Origin of the sequence: Allofranklinella schreckenbergeri (genome assembly GCF_003703475.1) — a bacterium.
GTDB lineage: Bacteria > Pseudomonadota > Gammaproteobacteria > Burkholderiales > Burkholderiaceae_C > Lampropedia > Lampropedia schreckenbergeri.
In genome coordinates, this window is record NZ_RDQM01000005.1 from 38,235 (window position 1) to 56,454 (window position 18,220).

Sequence of the window (18,220 nt, forward strand, 5' to 3'; positions counted from 1 at the left end):
GTTCAGCGCCAGAGCCCCTGCTGCTGCAAAAACGCCTGCAAGCGGTCGGCAAACTGCGCATAACCTTGGGCGTTGGGGTGTACGGCATCGGCCATCAGCGCCTTTTCACGCATCACCTCGCCCCAAGCCCCGGTGAGCAGCGGCACGTCGTGCTGCTTGGCCAGCTCGGCATACAGATCGTGATCGCTGGGCCGCCCCAGCGCCGCGCCCAAGCCCAACGCGGGCACGCCGATGAGCACCGCGCGGCTGCCCTGCGCTTGCACTTGGCGCAAGATGGCATCGATGTTCGCGCGCGTCGCGCCAGCGGACTTTTGCCGCAAAAAATCATTGCCGCCAATGCACACCAGCACCAACGCGGGCTGATGCGCCTCAAGCAAGTCGGGCAGGCGCGCCAAGGCTTGACCGCTTTCGTCACCGCTGACGCCTGCATTGACGACTTGCCAGCCGCTGCGCTGCGCCAGCAAAGCTGGCCAGGCGGCCTCCGCGCTGGCGCCCACGCCTTGCGTGAGCGAGTCGCCCAAGGCCAGCACGACGCTGCCCGGCGGCACAGGGGCTTGCTGGCCTTTGTCGCTGCACGCGCCCAAACCCAGCGCGAGCGCCCCCGCCAGCAGCCGCACGCATAGACGGCGGGATAGGGCGGTGGGCATCGGGTGTTGCATGTTGCACTCCTTTGTGTGACGTGTGGCTGCGCGCTCAGAACCTGTTTCTCGGCGCGAGTGGATAAAAAGCGGTTTGGGATGGGACGCAAGGCGCAGCAGACCGCCCAAAGCCGCTTGATTGACCACCGCGCAGGGAGTTTGAACAGGCTCTCAACGTTGCAACCAGCTTTTCACCCGCGCCTGCATCTGCGGCGAGATGGCGCGCACCAATGGCCGCATGACGGGCATGGCGCGCAGCCGCGCCAACTGCCGCAACGCCACGCCACGCAGGCCGCGCGCCGCAGCTTCGGCGCTTGGGTGGCCGTAGCGCGTGGCTTGCACCAACGCCTGGGCCACGCGGTGCAGCGCTTCGATGGGCGTCATGCCCTCGGCCCTGGCGGGTGCGGGCAGGTAGTCCTGCGGGTAGCTCCAGCCGCCCCATTGCTGATCGGCTTCGCGCAGCTCGGGCGGCATTGGCGCGCATTCGGGGGGCTGGCTGGGCAAGAAGTGGCGCTGGCGCACGTCCACAAAAAATTCCAGCCATTGCTGCGCGCTCCAATCCCAGGGGCGCACCCAGCTCCAGGGCCGATCGGCCACGCGCGCGGCGAATGCGCCCAGATCGGGCACGGCCACGGGGCAGCCTTGCTGCAAGGCGGCGCTGAGGGTGTAGCTGTAGGTTTCGGGCCATTGCGCGGGCAGCCAGACCAGATCGGGGTGCAGGCGCTGCAAGATGGCGGGCAGATCGCGCTCGTCGTATTGGCCGTGCACGTGCAGGGCGCTGGCGGGCTGGGTTTGCAGGTGCCGGTAGGCGTAGCCGATGAGGTGAAACTCCAGCGGCAGGCCCTGGCGGCGCGCTTGCAGGGCGGCTTCTTCCAGCACATCAGCGCCTTTGATGGCACTGAGCGCGCCGATGACGACGATGCGCAGCGGCGCGTCCTCACCCAAGGGGCGCGGCTGGGGTTGGGGCAAGGCGGCCAGGTCCACATCGGTGTGCGGCGCAAAGCGGATGTGGGCTTTGGGGGCGAAGTGGTGCATGCGCAGGGCCGTATCCAGACTGGGGGCCAGCACGTGGCGCGCGCCTTCGAGCAGCAGGCGGTTGCGGATGCGCCAGCCGCGCACGTTGGCCTCCACGGCGGGGATGGGCGCGGGGTGCACGCCGCCGCAGCATTCGCCCTGGGCATCGACCTCGTAGCGGCCTTTGCGGCCCGTCATGGTGACGTTGGTGCAGTAGCTGTAGAAGTCGTGTGCAGTGACGTCGTAGCCCACGCCCAGGAGCTGGGGCAGCTCCCAGGCCAGCTTGTCGTGGCCCAGCAAATGGTGGTAGTGGATATGCGCCACGGGCAAGGCGGCCAGCAGTTGCAGCAGCGCGTCGCGCTCGCGCACGGTGTCGAACTGGGCCGACCAGCGCGGGCTGAGGCTGTAATGGCCATCGGGCGCTTGCGGCTCGATCAACTGCACGCACACCTGCTGGGCACCAGCGGGGCGCAGCGAAACAAACGCGGCCTGCCCGGCCAGGGTTTGCGCCAGCTCCAGCACATGGCGCTCGGTGCCGCCGCCGCGCTGGTGGTGCACGGCGAGGATGACGGGCAGTCGCGCGCCGTCGGTGGCGCGCAGCCAATCCACAGCCAGGCGCGCAGCGCGGGCGGGGTCGCGCCGCACAAAGTCGTGCACCTGCCATTCGTAATCGGGGTGCAGGCGGCGCAGGGTTTGCATGGCGGCCTGCTCGCGCGGGCTTTTGCTCTCGCCAAAGCTGACGCCGCCGGTGTGCAGCACGTAGGCGTCCAGCGCGTGCAGGTTGCGCCAGCCTTTGGCGATGGCGCGCTGGCAGAAGTCGTTTTCTTCGCCATAGCCTTTGCCGAAGTGTTCTTCATCGAACAGGCCCACCTCGTCCAGGCAATCGCGGCGGATGTACATGCAAAAGCCCACGCCCGTGGGCACCTCCACGCTTTGGCCGGCGTTGGCGGTGGCAAACAGGCGATCGATCGAGGCGGTGCTCTGACCGGGCGGCAGCGGGTTGTCGCGGCAGAAGTCGGGGTAGCTGCAAATGGTGGCGTTGCTGGAAAACGGCGTGACGGTGCCGGCACGCGCACCCGCTGGCATGCCGCTTGGCGCGTTCGCTTGCCCTTGGGCGGGCGCGCCTTCTGCGGGCAGGGGGCGGTAAGCGGCTTGACGCAAGCGATCCAGCCAGTCGTTGGCGACTTCGGTATCGCTGTTGAGCAGCAGCACATCGTTATCGCCCGAGTGACGCATGCCGCGGTTGACGGTGCCGACAAAGCCCAGGTTGTGCTCGTTTTCCAGCAAGGTGATGCGCGGCTCGCCAGCGGCTTTTTCGCGCAGCCAGGCGGTGACCTCCGGCTCGGGGCTGCAATCGTTGATGACGATGAGGCGGTAGGGCGTAGCCACCGGAGCCGCCAGTACGGACTCCACGCACAACTGCGTATCGGCCAGGCCGCGATACACGGGCACGATGATGTCCACCGTATCGCTGCGGGCCTCGCCCTGGGGCTGAGGGGCAGGGGCGGCGGCTGGCTCGCCCTGCGCGACCGCCTCTGCAGCTGAGGTGGCAGCGGTATCCATGGATACGCTGTCATCCGTGGGCTTGCCATCCAGGCTGGTCGGCACGGCTTGAGCAGGGCCGGGAGCCGAGGCTGCAAGCGCCTCGTGTGCCCCAGTAGAAGGAGCCGCTGGCGCGGCGGGCTGCTCATCCGGCGTCTGGGCTGGCGCCGGTCGGCGTTTGAGCATATCGCGCAGCTTGACTATGGGGCGGGTGTAGCGGAACACGCGCGAATTGCGCATGTTCTCCAGGTGCTCGACCATGCCGCGCAATTGCTGGTGCAGATCGGCCACTTCGGCCTGCGCCCTTTCACGCTCGCCAAAGATGTGTTGGGCTTCGCCCAGCGCGCGCTCCAGACGGCGCTGGGCCTCATCGCGCTGGCGCAACACATCGGCATGCGCGTGGTGCAGTTGGGCATGCTCCAGCGCCAGCTTTTCATGCTCCTGGCTGATGTGCTGCATTTGCTGCCACTGCTGGGCCTGGCGCTCGCGCAAATGCTGTTGCTCGGCGCGCAAGGGGCCGACGACGCTGACCAGGCTGATGTAATCGGCCGACATGGGCCAGCCCAGCTCCACTTCCAGCACCAGCGGCCCGCGCGCGGCAGCGGCATCCAGCTCAGACGCTATGGCGACAGGCAAAGGCAAGACCAGCCAGGGATCGCTGCCGGCCAAAATGGCGGGCAGGCCACCGGCATCGCTGGCCCGCCCGAGCACGGCGTCGCCCCACACCATTTCATGGGTAGAGGCCGTTTTCAGCAGCTCCGCCGCATCGACATCGCTGCTGTGCCAGGCCCACAAGGGCGCTTGGGCCTCGCTTGCGTGGGCGTCCGGGTGCTCCGGCGCGCGCAGCAAACGCATGCCATACAAATAGAGAATGCCGGGCCGGTCGGCCGGATCGAATTTGAGCGCCCGCAGCCCGCCCAGCGGCGGCAAGGCAAACGTCAGCGTCTGGCGCGGCAGGCCGATCACCCCAGCCTGCACGCATTTGCGCTCCTCGGCCCAACCCTGGCCTTCGTCCCAATACAACTGGGCAGAGAACAACGCCTGGGGCTGGAGAGCGCCCTCCCCCGCCCCTTCGCCCGGCTCGTGCTGCAACACAAAGCGGCGGTTATCGGGCTGGGCGGCCGGTTGGGCGGTGGCAATGAATTGGTAGGTGAGCGCATCGCCCCGGGCCAGCAAATGGCGCGCCACGGCAGGCGGCAGGCGATCGAACGGCGTTTTGAATTCGGACTCCTGCAAGGCGCGCTCAATCACCTCCAGCGCGGTGACTTGCCAGCCCGCCTGCTCCAGCAGGCGCAGCAGCGATTTGCGCGTGACGTGGCGCACGTGGGTGGCATCCAGCAGCCCTTCTTCGCGGTAGAGGAACTCGCCTTCCATCAACTCCGCCAGCAGGCCCGCATAGGCCGTGTTGGGGATGGAGATCAGCAGTTGCCCGCCTTCGTTCAACAAGGCCGCCATGTCGCGCAACATGGCCTCGGGCTGGCGCAGGTGCTCCAGCACGTCGGCGCAGACGATGCAGTCGTAACGCATGCCGGGAAAAAGCTGCGTAAGGGGCGAGCGTTCCAAATCCGCAACCTCGACCTTGCGATAAGATGCGCGCGCCATTTCGGCCTCTGCGGCATTGAAGGTCACGCCATCGACTGTGCACTGTCTGTGTTCATGCAGATACTGCCCCAACGCGCCGCTGCCGCAGCCCACATCCAACACGCTGGCGCCGGAGCCGATCTTGCCCACCAGCACCGACAGCGAGGTGCGTTCGCCCTCGTCAATGTGGCGCAGGTACACGTGCATTTCGTCTTTGGAAAGAGTCATTGTTCAACGCAGAAAAGGGCTGGCGTGCAGAAGGCTTGAAACCCCACGGCGGCCAACCTTGTTTGATGTTTTCAGCCCATGCGCACCGCGTGTCATGCACTCTCCCCCCTCGCTCAGGCAACCATCCAGCGCCAGGCTTGGGCGTGGTCGGCGGGCCAGCGCACCCAGGCCGCTGGCCGGATAAAGAGAAGGGGAAAAGCCCATGGCACACGCTGAAGCGCCCGCAACCGCTGGCACGCGCCCCTCGGTGGCCTTGTCCATCGTCAGCCACCAGCACGGCCAGATGATTGCCGACCTGGTGCACCAACTGGCCGAGCGCGCAGAGCCTTGTCTGAAGCGCGTGATTGTGACATTGAACACGCCTGAGCCAGCCCTTGCCCAGCAGTTGCACAGCTTGCAGCAAGCCCTCTCCAACCCGGCGCCAGGGCATGCCGCGCGTGGCGTTTTTGCGCTGGAGATCATCCACAACCGCCGCCCCAAAGGCTTTGGCAGCAACCACAATGCCGCCTTCGCCACCCTGGCCGCGCTGCCCGATGCGGCCATGCCCAGCCACGTCTGCATTCTCAACCCCGATTTGCGTTTGCTGGACGCCCAGCCGCTGGCGCAACTGGCTGCCGCCCTGGCCGATGAGGGTTGCGGCCTGGCCTATCCGCGCCTGGTGGGCGCCGATGGCCGGGTGCAGGACAACGAGCGCAGCCTGGTCACGCCGCTATCGCTGCTGCGCCGTCGACTGCTGGGGCGCATTGAATCGCGCATCGATTGGGTCAGCGGCGCTTGCATGATGCTGCGCACGCGCGACTGGCTGCGCCTGGGCGGCTTTGACGAGCGCTTTCACATGTATTGCGAAGATGTGGATCTCAGCCTGCGCGTGCGCCGCGACATCGGCACGCTGGCGCGCGCCCGCACCACGATGGCGCACCAGGCCCAGCGCGCCAGCCATCGACGGCTCAACCACCTGTTCTGGCATGTGCACAGCCTGCTGCGGCTGTGGGGCCGACCGAGCTTTCGCTGGGCGCTGCGCCATCGGGCAAACGCTTTTCGCTCTGCCGACTCCGACCAACCAAGCTAACCGATCAAGAAAGCGGACATTTCCTTATGGTATGGCTGTGCGTCTGGGCCTTTTTCATCTCCGCCATTGCCAGCGGGCTGCTGGTGCGCCTGGCGCGCCGGCACGCGCGCCGCTACCCCGGCGATATGCCCCAGCGGTTCCATCTGGGCGACGTGCCGCGCGTGGGCGGCCTGGCCCTGGCGCTGGGCATGGGCGCGGCCACGGTGCTGGGGCTGGTCATGACCTTGCGCGGCGACATCGCCAATTTGCAATTGGGCGCTTGGGCGCTGGTCTGGGGCGTGTGCATGGCCCCGGCCGTCGCGGGCGGCTTGCTGGAAGATGTCAGCCAGCGCATGACGGTGCGCTGGCGCTTTTTGCTCACCCTCACCAGCGCGGCGCTGGCCGTGTTCTGGCTGGGCGTGACCGTGCCGCGACTGGACATCGCCTGGCTGGACGGCCAGGCCACCCTCTGGCCCTGGCTGGGCATGGGCATTGCCCTGCTGGCCATCGCCGGGCTGCCACACGCCTTCAACATGATCGACGGCTACAACGGCCTGGCCTGCATGGTCGCCATCATCGTCGCGCTGGCGCTGGCGCACGTCAGCCTGCAAGTGGGCGACCGCTCGCTGGCGGCGATCTTTCTGGTCACGGCCGCGGCCAGCGGCGGCTTTCTGGTGTGGAACTACCCGCGCGGCCTGCTTTTTGCGGGCGATGGCGGCGCCTACCTCTGGGGCAGCGTGCTGGCCATCGGCAGCATTGCGCTGGTGCAGCGCCATGAGAGCGTTTCGCCCTGGTTTCCCGTGCTGCTGCTGATCTACCCCGTGTGGGAGACGCTGTTTTCCATGTACCGCAAATGGGTGCGCGGCGTCTCTCCCGGCGTGGCCGACGCGCTGCACTTTCACCAACTGATTTACCGCCGCATCGTGCAGCGCGTTTTCGACGACGACAACGAAACGCGCGACATGCTCATGCGCAACAACCGCACCTCGCCCTACCTCTGGGGCTTTACGGTGTTGACAGTGCTGCCCGCCACGCTGTACTGGCGCACCACCTGGGTGCTGATGCTCGGCTGCCTGCTGTTTGCCATTTGCTACACCTGGGCCTACATCGCCATCGTGCGCTTCAAAGTTCCCGCCTACATGCGCTGGCGCAACGATCCGCCGGATGATTCAGCCTCCAATCCACCTTGATATTCCAATTCAAAGGAAATAAATTATCGCCATTTCGGCATGATGGATATAAAGCAATTTTTCCCCATGAAGAAATAACCCGAACTTGCCATCCGCAATGGCGCAAACACCTGCACACGCCACGCGCCTGAACCCATCCGGCCCGCGCAGCTTTTTCAGCTCGATACAATTGCCCCCACTTCGCGCCTGCGGCACGCGCTTGGGTCTTGAGCGCCAGCTCTGTCAAAGCCTCTTTGGTGCGTCAGCGCCCCCCCGGCGCCGCTGCCACAACGCCAGGCCTGACCCGCGCGAGGGCGGCTCGATTGGCCGCTGCACATGCCGCCCCTGCAAACGCCGCGCCTTTGCACAAACTCTCGAATACCCGCCCACCGCGCCCCACGGTGCGCCACGGTGCGCCCTACCTACCCTATTGCTTTCAAACTGCCATGACACACGTCGTCACCGAAAACTGCATCAAATGTAAATACACCGATTGCGTGGATGTGTGTCCGGTCGACTGCTTCAAGGAAGGACCCAACTTCCTCATCATCGACCCCGATGAATGCATCGACTGCGCCGTCTGCGTGCCCGAATGCCCCGCCGAAGCCATCTTCGCCGAAGAAGACGTACCACCCGATCAGCTCCACTTCATCGAGCTCAACGCCGAACTCAACGCCACCTTCACCACCATCAGCAAGCGCAAACCCGCCCTGCCCGATGCCGATGACTGGAACGGCAAACCCGACAAACTCCAATACCTGGACCGGGGCGAGTAAGCACCCGCAGCTCCCGCCTGACCCATCAATTTTATATTTTAAAAAGAAAATAAATCAACAAATTTAGGCAATATATACAATATACTTAATTTCTTTTGATATAGAAATATCTCTTTCTTCGCACCCCATCGCCCACATCCAGCCGCATGCTCGCCCAGCCCAACGCCCCCCCGATCGAAACCGATGTCGTCGTCGTGGGCGCCGGGCCTGCGGGGCTGTTCCAGATCTTTCAGCTTGGGCTGCTGGGCCTGAGCTGCCACGCCATCGAGGCCCTGCCCCATCCTGGCGGCCAGTGCATCGAGCTGTATCCGCACAAGCCCATTTACGACATCCCCGCGCTGGCCCAGGTCAGCGGCGCCCAGTTGGCCGCGCAACTGCACCAGCAATTGGCCCCCTTCCCCATCCAATGGCACTGGGGCCAAACCGTGCAGGCCGTGGAAGACGCCCCCGAGATCGGCCCCGGCTGGCTGCGCGTGCGCGCGGCCACCGCCCTGGGCCAACCAGGTGCGACCATCCACGCCAAAGCCGTCGTCCTCGCCCTGGGCCCCGGCGCTTTTGTGCCCCGCTTGCCCAGGCTGGAAGGGCTGGAGGCCCTGCTGGCCGCACAAACCCAAGTCTTCGTGCAATCACACGACCAGGCCGCTCCGCTGGCGGGCCAGCGCGTCGTCATCTACGGCGGCGACGAAGCCGCCGTCGCCAAAGCCCTGCAACTGGCCCAATTGCCCCAGGCCCAGCGCCCCGTGCACATTGCTCTGCTGCACCGGCGCGACGCCTTCCGCGCCGACGATGCCGCCCTGGCGCAACTGCAAACCCTGCGCGAGGCCGGCCGCCTCCACGTTGTGACCGGTCAACTGGAGCAGCTTGGCATGGCCCACAGCGGCCCAGCGCCCCACGGCGATGCGCCCACGCTGCAATCGCTGCACCTGCTCACCCCCGAGGGCAGCAGCGCGCCACTGCCGCTGGACATCCTGCTGCTCTACCAAGGCCTGGCCCCCAAACTCGGCGCCGCACTGCAATGGGGGCTGGAGCTGGAGGCCAAGCACATCGTGGTCAACCCCGCCACCCTGCAAACCAGCCGCGAGGGCATTTACGCCATTGGCGACATCGCCCGCTACCCCGGCAAGCGCAAGCTCATCGCCTGCGGCTTTCACGAAGCCATCCTCTGCGCCTTCGCCATCGCGCAGGCCATTCAGGGCAAACCCCTGCTCACCCAATACACCACCACCAGCACACAATTGCTGGAGCGGCTGGGCCAGCCAACCACCACTCGCTGACAGCCCTCCGTTCACCCCACAACCCGCACCCCGCAACACCGCCAAGCCCCATGACCGGCCTGATCTCCACCACCTTGCGATGCTTCAAAAACGCCCTGGGCCTACACGCCCCCGAAGCGCCCGCACCACGCCTGAACCTGGGCTGCGGCCACGACTACCGCGAGGGCTACGTCAACATCGACCTCAACAGCGCCCACAAGGTGGACTTGCAATCCGACGTCGCTGATTTGCGCGCCATCGCCGACAACTCCTGCACCGAAGTGCTGGCGCAAGACGTGCTCGAACACCTCGGTCGCCACCGCAGCCAAACCGCTTTGCGCGAATGGAACCGCGTGCTCCAAAGCGGCGGCGCACTGTTCTTGCGCGTGCCCAGCCTGCTGGACCTGCTGGGCCTGCTGCAACACCCCGACTGGCAAAGCTACGAGCAGCAAAAACGACTCATCCAATGCCTTTACGGCACCCAAGGCTACGAAGGCGACTTTCACCTCAACGGTTACACCGAAACCACCCTGCGCCAGGAACTGGCCGACGCAGGCTTCACCATCACCCGGCTGGATGTGGAGGACGGCTGGCTCTTCACCGTCACCGCCTACAAAACACGGCACGCCCCGCCCGACCCCATCCTCAGCACCGATTCAGACCAGGCCTTTTTGGAGCAAGCCTACTTACGCCTGCTCGGCCGGGAACCCGACGCTTCCGGCCTGCAACACTACCTCGCCCTCCTGGCGCAAGGCATCGACCGCGAAGCCGTGCTGGACACCATCGCCCAAAGCGAGGAAAGCCGCCACAGGCATGCGCCCGAGGACAAAAACGCTTAATTACAAATCAAAAGATAATTGAATTCATTTATATCAAGCCATAATTGAGAATTTCTATATCCTATGATCTAGAATAAAAACAGCCGTAAGGACTCTGAACAGGCGCTGAGCGCCATGCCTTTCAAAGTCCTGCCCGCTGCGCGCCCAAGCGCCTGCACACCCTCTCCCGATTGCGGGAGAAGGTTGGAGTGAGGGCGTACGCCCGCCAGGGCGCAAGAAAGTCAGGCACAGCTCCCCCCATCCCAGCATCGCTGCGGCGTTTCCCAATGATCGCGGCCACACCATCAAAAAAGGCCTTGAAGGGGCATCCCCCCTCAAGGCCTTTGTCATTGCGTCAACGCTTGGCGCCGATTACTTGCGGCCAAACCTTGCGCGGTACGCCAGCATCCACATCGCCAGCATGACCAGCAACACCGCCCATGGGGCATTGGCTGGCACCGGCACTGCCGAAGCAGGCGGCGTGGGCTGCTGCAAGGACGGTGGCATCACACTGGCCTGGTTATTGGCATGCACACTGTCACTCGACGCCGTGCTCACCGTCACCACGTTCAGGTAATCACCCGTCGCGTTCACTGTGGCCACAACCTTCAGCGTGGCGCTGGCGCCATTGACCAAAGTGCCCACCTTCCAGATCGGCGCTGCAAACGTGCCCACGCTTGGCGTTGCCGACACCAGCGTATAACCGCTGGGCAGCGCCTCAGTGACCTGGACATCCAAGGCATCCGAAGGGCCATGGTTCTTCACGGTGATGGTGAAGGTCACCTTATCGCCCGCGGCCACCACGCCAGGCTCCACCGTCTTGAGCACCCCCATGTCGGCCACGCCGGCCACGACCACCGTCGCCGTTGCGCTATCGCACACGGTGCTGGCCGCAACCAGGCAAATCGTGTACGGATAGGTGTAAGTGCCAGGCGTCGTGCCAGGGGTCACGGTAATCGTGCCATCGGCATCCATGGTGATCGCCCCTTCAGCCGGCTGGGGTGCCTGGCCAGGAATGAGCTTCACGTTGGAAGCATCCGCCGGGCCGCCAACGGCCGTATCCAGGCCACCGCCGTTATCACCCAGCACCGATGGCGTCTTGCCGCCTTCTTTGCCTGCGATGGGCTTCATCTCATCGTCCGTGGCATGGATCAAGGTCACAGCGCCCACCGTCACTTTGGCAACGGCTTCATCGCACACCGTGTCATTCGGTGCCTTCAGGCAAATCTTGTAGCTGTACTCGTAATCGCCCGGCGTTGTGCCTGCCGCGATCGTGAGCGTGCCATCCGGATTCATCTTGATCGAGCCTTTGGCGGGCTGCTGCGAGAGCTTGCCCGGCGTCAGCGTAACGTTGCTGCCCGTGGCAGGCTGGCCATTGGCCGTGTCGCCAACCAACACCGAAGGCGTGGTCGTCGGCTTGTCACCAGGCACAGTGCCAAAGCTGTCGTTGACGGCGTCAATCACCGGCGTGCTGGGGGTGCCCACCGTCACTTTGGCAACGGCTTCATCGCACACCGTGTCATTCGGTGCCTTCAGACAAATCTTGTAGCTGTACTCGTAATCGCCCGGCGTTGTGCCTGCCGTGATCGTGAGCGTGCCATCCGGATTCATCTTGATCGAGCCTTTGGCGGGCTGCTGCGAGAGCTTGCCCGGCGTCAGCGTGACGTTGCTGCCTGTGGCAGGCTGGCCATTGGCCGTGTCGCCAACCAACACCGAAGGCGTGGTCGTCGGCTTGTCACCAGGCACAGTGCCAAAGCTGTCGTTGACGGCGTCAATCACCGGCGTGCTGGGGGTGCCCACCGTCACTTTGGCAACGGCTTCATCGCACACCGTGTCATTCGGTGCCTTCAGACAAATCTTGTAGCTGTACTCGTAATCGCCCGGCGTTGTGCCTGCCGTGATCGTGAGCGTGCCATCCGGATTCATCTTGATCGAGCCTTTGGCGGGCTGCTGCGAGAGCTTGCCCGGCGTCAGCGTGACGTTGCTGCCTGTGGCAGGCTGGCCATTGGCCGTGTCGCCAACCAACACCGAAGGCGTGGTCGTCGGCTTGTCACCAGGCACAGTGCCAAAGCTGTCGTTGACTGCATCGATATGAACAGTTGGCGGTGGTGGTGGTGGTGGTGGTGGTGGTGGTGGCACAGGATTGACCACTTTCACTTTAGCCAAAGCGGTATCGCACACCGTGTCATTCGGCGCTTTCAGGCAAATCTTGTAGCTGTACTCGTAATCGCCCGGCGTTGTGCCTGCCGCGATCGTGAGCGTACCGCTGGCATCCATCACGATGGAGCCTGTGGCAGGCAACGTGGACAGAGTGCCTGGGGTCAGCGTGACATTGGTCAACGAAGCATTAACACCATTAGCCTGATCCGGTGTCGTGCCATTGGGGCCAACCAGCACCGAAGGCAAGGTGTGCGCGACGTTGTTGGTCTTGGTGCCATAGTTGTCGTCAATGGCGTCGACTGTTGGGGCCGGACCGGTAGCTGCCTGTACTTTCACTTTCGCAACCGCAATGTCACACACCGTGTCATGGGGCGCTTTCAGGCAAATCGTATAAACGAACTGGTAATCGCCCGGCGTCGTGCCTGCAGCAATGGTGATTTCCCCGCTGCTATTCATGGCAATCGCACCGTTTGCTGGCGTTACCGACGGCGCTCCAGGCGTCAACGTCACATTGGCAAGCGTTGCATTCACCCCCGCATCGGCCTTGTCCGGTGTCGAAACGGGACCCACCAACACCGAGGGCAAGGTGTGTGCCACGTTGTTGGGCTTGGCACCGTAGTCGTCATCAATCGCATCAATGCTGGGCTCCGTTCCCGACGCAGCAGTCACTCGCACTTTGGCGACGGCGGTATCGCACACCGTGTCATTGGGAGCCTTCAGGCAAATCTTGTAGGTGAACGTGTATTCACCCGGTGTCGTGCCCGCCGCAATGATGATGACACCATCGCTATCCATGGCGATATAGCCTGCCGCCGGCACCGTCGAGGGTGCGCCAGCAGTCAGCGTGACATCCGAAGCTGCCGCAGCCACTCCTCCAACCATGTCTGGCGTGCTGCCAGGGCCGGTCAAAACGGAAGGCAATGTGTGCAGCTTGTTGTTTTCCTTCACGCCATAGTCGTCGTCAATAGCGTCAATGGCTGCTGGAGCAGAAGGCACGACTGTAGCTGTATCGCTATCGTCGCCCGCGCTGTAATCCGGCGTCGTAGTCGAAACAGTTGCCGTGTTGGCGTAAGGGCCTGTTGCATTCACTTTGGCTTTGATCGTCAGTGTTGCACTGGCTCCATTCGCAAGCGCGCCAATCGTCCATGTCGGCGCTGTATAAGCCCCAATAGACGGGTTCGCGCTCACCAACGCAAAACCGGCAGGCAATTGCTCTTGCACTTTCACATTGGCTGCACTTTCCGGACCTCTGTTCTGCACTTTGACAGTGAAGGTCACCTCCGCACCGATAGCGGCCGCAGGGTTATCCACTGTTTTCACCAAGCTGACATTCGCTTGCCCTGGAGGAGCAGGAGGACCAGCAACCACCTTCACTTTGGCTTCCGCATTCGCGCAGGTGGCAGCATTGGGATCCTTCAGGCAGATCTTGTAGCTGTATGTGTAAGTGCCAGGGGTCGTGGCGCTCTTGACAGTGATAACACCGTTGGCATCCATGGTGATACCGCCATCTGCTGGCGTGGCAGAGAGTGTGCCTGGCGTCAAAGTCACGTTGGCGGGCGTCGCAGGTACCCCATTAGCCGTGTCCGGCGTTGTGCCCGGACCTTGCAACACCGTTACCAGAGTGTGTACTTGATCGTTGACCACCGTACCGTAGTCATCGTTAAAGGCGGCAATGGCCGGAGTGGGCTGGGGGCTACCTGTGACCGTCACCTTGGCGGTTGCAGTCGAGCACGTAGTTTGATGCGGCGCCTTCAGGCAGATTGTGTAACCGTAGGTGTAGCTGCCCGGTGTCGTACCCGCAGCGATGGTGATCACCCCATCGTTATTCATCGAAATAGAACCAGTTGCAGGTACGTTCGACAACGCCCCGGGGGTCAAATCGACGTTACCAGTAGGACCTGTTGCGGCATTTGCACCATTGGCTTTGTCAGGCGTAGAGCCTGGGCCAACCAATACCGAAGGCAGGGTCTGAACGACGTTATTAGGCTTATTGCCATAGTCATCATCAATTGCCTGAATGGTTGGTGCCACAGGCTTCAACTCGCCAAAGTTGTAATTTTTGCCCGCACCATTGTTCGTCAACAGAATATTGACGATGCTGCTGGGCAACGTACCTTGTGCGCTGGCAGTACCGCCTCCATTACCTGCTGTGGTCTTGCCATCGTTGTAACCAGCGGGTTGGGTGAGCTGCACCAAGCTGTACAAGCCATCTGCCAGGCCTTGGAAGGCAAAAGCGCCATCCGTTGCCCCACTCGTAGCCGTGCGCGTAACCAATTGGTCATCGCCCGTGCAAGAAGGCGGCGACGTGGTCATGTTCATGGCTGTGGTATCCACCGTGCCATTTGCGCCTGCAACGCAGCCATACAGGGTGATGGTGTTGTTCGCGATACCCGCTTCCCCTCCCTCTAACTGGCCATTGTCATTCGCGTCTTCGTAAACATGGCCCGCCAGACTATTGCCTGCAATGCGAACAGGCTGCTGCGACTGGGCATAGACATATTGCAAGCTGCTTGCTGGATCAGGTGAGTGACCACCCACGCTGTTGTTGAAAATATCTCCGCCTTTGGCAATATTGGCATCGGTCGAGAAGTTCAAAAGCACAACATAGCCCTTACCGCCAGCCAGCGTTGAAACACCGGGCTGGATACGCACCGCTGTCACAGCCGCCATGTTAGCGGGGCAGCCTGCTGAGCCGAATGCAGTCTCCAAACACCATTTCGTTGCGCCAGCACTGCCGTTGCTGGGGTGGCGAGGATCATTCTGGACCTGGTCGGGCGTGCGATTGGTGTAGTAAATCTGCGCCGCAGCGTCATCGGCTGGCTTCACAACGCCTTTCAATGCGTAGGCGCCAGCATCAAATGTCGAACCCGGGTTGCGGCTCAAAGCCGAGTCGCCAACATAAGGCAAGATATCAATCCAGTGGGGGATATCAGGGGCACTGACATCCACCAGCGCGGTGTATTTCAGCTCATACTGAAAATCCTCGCCAGCCGTGATGGCAGGGGTGGTTGTACGCTTCTCGATACGGAAACCCGGAGCAGTTCTCACTCGGATATCGGCCACACTGGCTTTGGCACAATCGCCGAAACCATTAGCCACACTAAACGTACATGCAGCTTCGTAGTCGTTAACACCGCCATCCACGGCGACGTGGTTACGCAAAGAAGAGTCATTGGCAACGCCAAGATCCACGACCGCGTCAAACTCAATCGCACCAAGCTGAGCGCCAGCATCGCTGTCTGCGCCTTGGTATGGTGTTTTCTCACCAAGATCCCAAGTCAACGTGGTGTAGCCCGCCGCAGGCGTGTTGGCTGCCACTGTGGGAGCCACAGTGGCACTACCTGATTGGTAGGCCAGCCCCGGTGGCAGCACATCCGTCACCGTATAGTTGGCCTTTATTGGCGGGAAAGTGGTTGCGAAACGCGGCTCCAGACGATATCTGACCGTCGATCCTGCCGAAACTGGCGTTGTATCGGTATCTGCCGGACTTGCCACCGTTTTCTTCACGCGAGAGATGGTACGGGAGGGAACAACCACCAAGTGATCACGCAACCGCGTGTCATCAATCTCAGCCAAGTTCGCGCTGCCGCTGCCGGCATCGCCCCTGTTGCGGATCACAGCGCCTGCGGGGATGGGGGCGTCCTTCACACGCTGGGCGCCTCCCTCTACATCAATGGTTTCCGCCCAAGTTTCACGCAGCACCAACCCCCGCACATACAAGTAATGCGCATCACCTGCACGCATGCGTGGAATATCGGCACGCACATACACCAAACCACCAGCTTGCTCGGCTTCATTCTTGCTGCCATGCCATGTGATACCGGGGTCATTACACTTAGCCGTTCCGTACGCGGAGGTGCCTATAGAGGAGCCTGCATACTCCCCCGTAGCGGTGCCAGTACTAGGGAAAAACTTCCCGGCATTGCGCGAGCCGTATTTAACAGTATTGTCCTGACCATAACTGCGCACACCGAACACCACAGGATCAAGATCAAACGCCGTGCGGTCGATGATTTCGCACAGGTAAGCATCGACATGATCGGTGGCCCCCGAATTGTTGTACACCACACGACTGCTCACCACCTGCCCTTTGGCCATGTGGTTGACGTGGCGATCGCCATTCACGCCAGGGTCTTCCACCGTGGCATAGGGAGCAGGTCGCGGGGTATTTTCAATGGCTTCGGGCGTGTAGTACTTGCTCGCACTGCCCGAGGTGGTGTTTTGCATCTTATAGGAAGCCTCTTTCTGCCCCCCCTGCGGCGGATTAGCGGGCGCCGGCACGTCCTGCCCACTAATCGACTTGGCCTTGATGCCATTGAACTTGATGGTATGCGAGACTGCAGTGCCATCTGAGGGATAAGAGCTCAAAGGCGTCCACAACACCAGCGTTTTATTGGAAACCCACCATTCCGTATCTGGTACTGTGTAATCGCCCCCTTTCAGAGTCGGGCGACGCTTGAGGGACGTATCGACTCCCGTCAGCGAAAGCGTGATTTGCTGCTCTGTGGCGCTCACAATGCCACAAGTGCCTCCATTAGGCACCACGCTAGCAGCCGTGCTGGGCCTGCCCTCATCCCGTACGCGATCAAATGTGTTGATACTGCTGCCTGATTCGTAACTGGGGCTTCCTGCCAAAGGACTTCCGCAGCCTGTAACAAACCCACCCGTGGCTGCAGGCGTTCCGTGTGGCGCAGTGCCATCGTGCCACGTATCCAGGCGTACACCTGCGGGGTAGGCAAGATCCACTTTGATCTCGACAGGGTCGCTGTTGAGTTGTTCCACCCCTTTGCGGCCATGACCGTTGGGGTGACGCGCCACCAAGCCCACCATAGGGCGGTGATACGCGCCATCTTCCCCTAGCGGGCCATTTTCAGTGCGCCAGCCATAACCCTTTGGGTTACCCTGGTAACTCATCTGCACCACTACGTCGTAGAACGGGGCGGCCGTGACCTTCAGGTCTTCCGCATTGGAGTTGGGCGAGAGGGCCGTGCTAACCTTGCCCGATGTCAAGGCAGTCACTGGTGGGGTTAATGGTGTGTCATTGGGTGTGCTACCTCGAACAAACCCCGTAAAAATGATGGATTGCGTGGTGTTTGGGGTGACGCTAGCTACTACGCAGGTCAAAGTCTGCTTATCAACAGAAACCTCCGAACCTGCGCCGTCACATAGGCTGGGGACCCCCGTCCATTCACTATGGCCACCAGCAGGCAATGTACTGATGAGCTTAACGTTCGTATCTCCCGCAGCTCCTGTCCTAAAGGTCATTTGGTAGGTGAACTCGTCGTTGGTACGGACGATTTTGTTGTTCGGCCCAGCGTCGTAGCCTGGGCCCGATTGAGCCACATCAAAACCTTCAGTGCCATCTGTACCGTTGGCGACATCCAGCAAAGTCACCTGTGCATGCGCCTGAGGCGCCGCCCAAGCGGCCAGCGCGACCAGCGCAGCCCCCGCCGTTGCACGCCAAGGCCACGGGTGACGCCTTAACCATGGTGGGTTAGTTTTCGTCATAAGGAAGATCCCCTCGACTATTTGTGAATAAAGTGTTTACCAGTAGTCCCCACCCGCATTAAAACAATGCAAGTAGGTACACGCTTCATATCTCCATTGACCGAAGCTACCCCTTCCTTTCGGGTAGAGACCGCCCAATGTCTGCGTGATCGTAAGCGAAAAAAAAAGAACGTTGCAAGGCTTCAAATAAATTTACGGAAATTTGGGTTTTGCAACCCCAGCTTTCCAACGTCCCTCTGCCCAACTGGGGAATCTGCACAACAAGTGCCTTTTGAGCTGGGTGACTATGTCAGGCCAATCACAAGCACCCCGATTTATTACGATTTGACACAAAACAATCCGAAGACCCAGCACGAGACCACGCATGGGTTAGGCGTGCCCCATGCTTCACGTCATTCAATCAGAATCTTTATTTCCAGTACAAAAGAGAAATAATGAGTTTTTGGGCACAACTGATAAAAAATAAATCTTTCTTGATATAGAAA

8 protein-coding genes are annotated in these 18,220 nt (G+C 62.1%); 5 read left to right on the forward strand and 3 right to left on the reverse strand.

Going from position 1 to position 18,220, the window contains the following annotated elements; translation table 11 throughout:
• Positions 1–2 precede the first annotated feature (2 nt).
• Positions 3–659: an arylesterase gene (locus EBQ26_RS04915; protein ID WP_238944147.1), complete on the reverse strand. Its 657-nt coding sequence runs from the start codon at positions 657–659 to the stop codon at positions 3–5.
• A gap of 150 nt (positions 660–809) precedes the next feature.
• Positions 810–5,003 carry a methyltransferase domain-containing protein gene (locus tag EBQ26_RS04920; RefSeq protein ID WP_238944148.1) on the reverse strand — a complete coding sequence of 1,398 codons (4,194 nt, stop codon included), beginning with the start codon at positions 5,001–5,003 and terminating at the stop codon, positions 810–812.
• Positions 5,004–5,205: 202 nt separating this feature from the next.
• Between EBQ26_RS04920 and EBQ26_RS04925 the strand changes: the two genes are divergently transcribed.
• From EBQ26_RS04925 to EBQ26_RS04945, 5 genes are all read left to right on the forward strand, one after another.
• Positions 5,206–6,072, forward strand: a complete 867-nt coding sequence (locus EBQ26_RS04925) for a glycosyltransferase (protein ID WP_122237917.1) — start codon at positions 5,206–5,208, stop codon at positions 6,070–6,072.
• Between the two features lie 26 nt (positions 6,073–6,098).
• Positions 6,099–7,241, forward strand: coding sequence for a glycosyltransferase family 4 protein (locus tag EBQ26_RS04930; RefSeq protein WP_122237918.1), 1,143 nt, complete (start codon positions 6,099–6,101; stop codon positions 7,239–7,241).
• Positions 7,242–7,666: 425 nt separating this feature from the next.
• Positions 7,667–7,996, forward strand: coding sequence for a ferredoxin FdxA (gene fdxA / locus EBQ26_RS04935; protein WP_122237919.1), 330 nt, complete (start codon positions 7,667–7,669; stop codon positions 7,994–7,996).
• Between the two features lie 146 nt (positions 7,997–8,142).
• A complete protein-coding gene (locus EBQ26_RS04940) occupies positions 8,143–9,270 on the forward strand; it encodes an NAD(P)/FAD-dependent oxidoreductase (protein ID WP_122237920.1) in 1,128 nt (375 codons plus the stop codon).
• 50 nt (positions 9,271–9,320) lie between these two features.
• A complete protein-coding gene (locus tag EBQ26_RS04945; protein ID WP_122237921.1) occupies positions 9,321–10,088 on the forward strand; it encodes a DUF4214 domain-containing protein in 768 nt (255 codons plus the stop codon).
• Between the two features lie 351 nt (positions 10,089–10,439).
• On the opposite strand, the gene EBQ26_RS04950 is transcribed toward EBQ26_RS04945, so the two are convergent.
• Positions 10,440–17,735 carry a DUF11 domain-containing protein gene (locus tag EBQ26_RS04950; protein ID WP_122237922.1) on the reverse strand — a complete coding sequence of 2,432 codons (7,296 nt, stop codon included), beginning with the start codon at positions 17,733–17,735 and terminating at the stop codon, positions 10,440–10,442.
• Between the last annotated feature and the right edge of the window lie 485 nt (positions 17,736–18,220).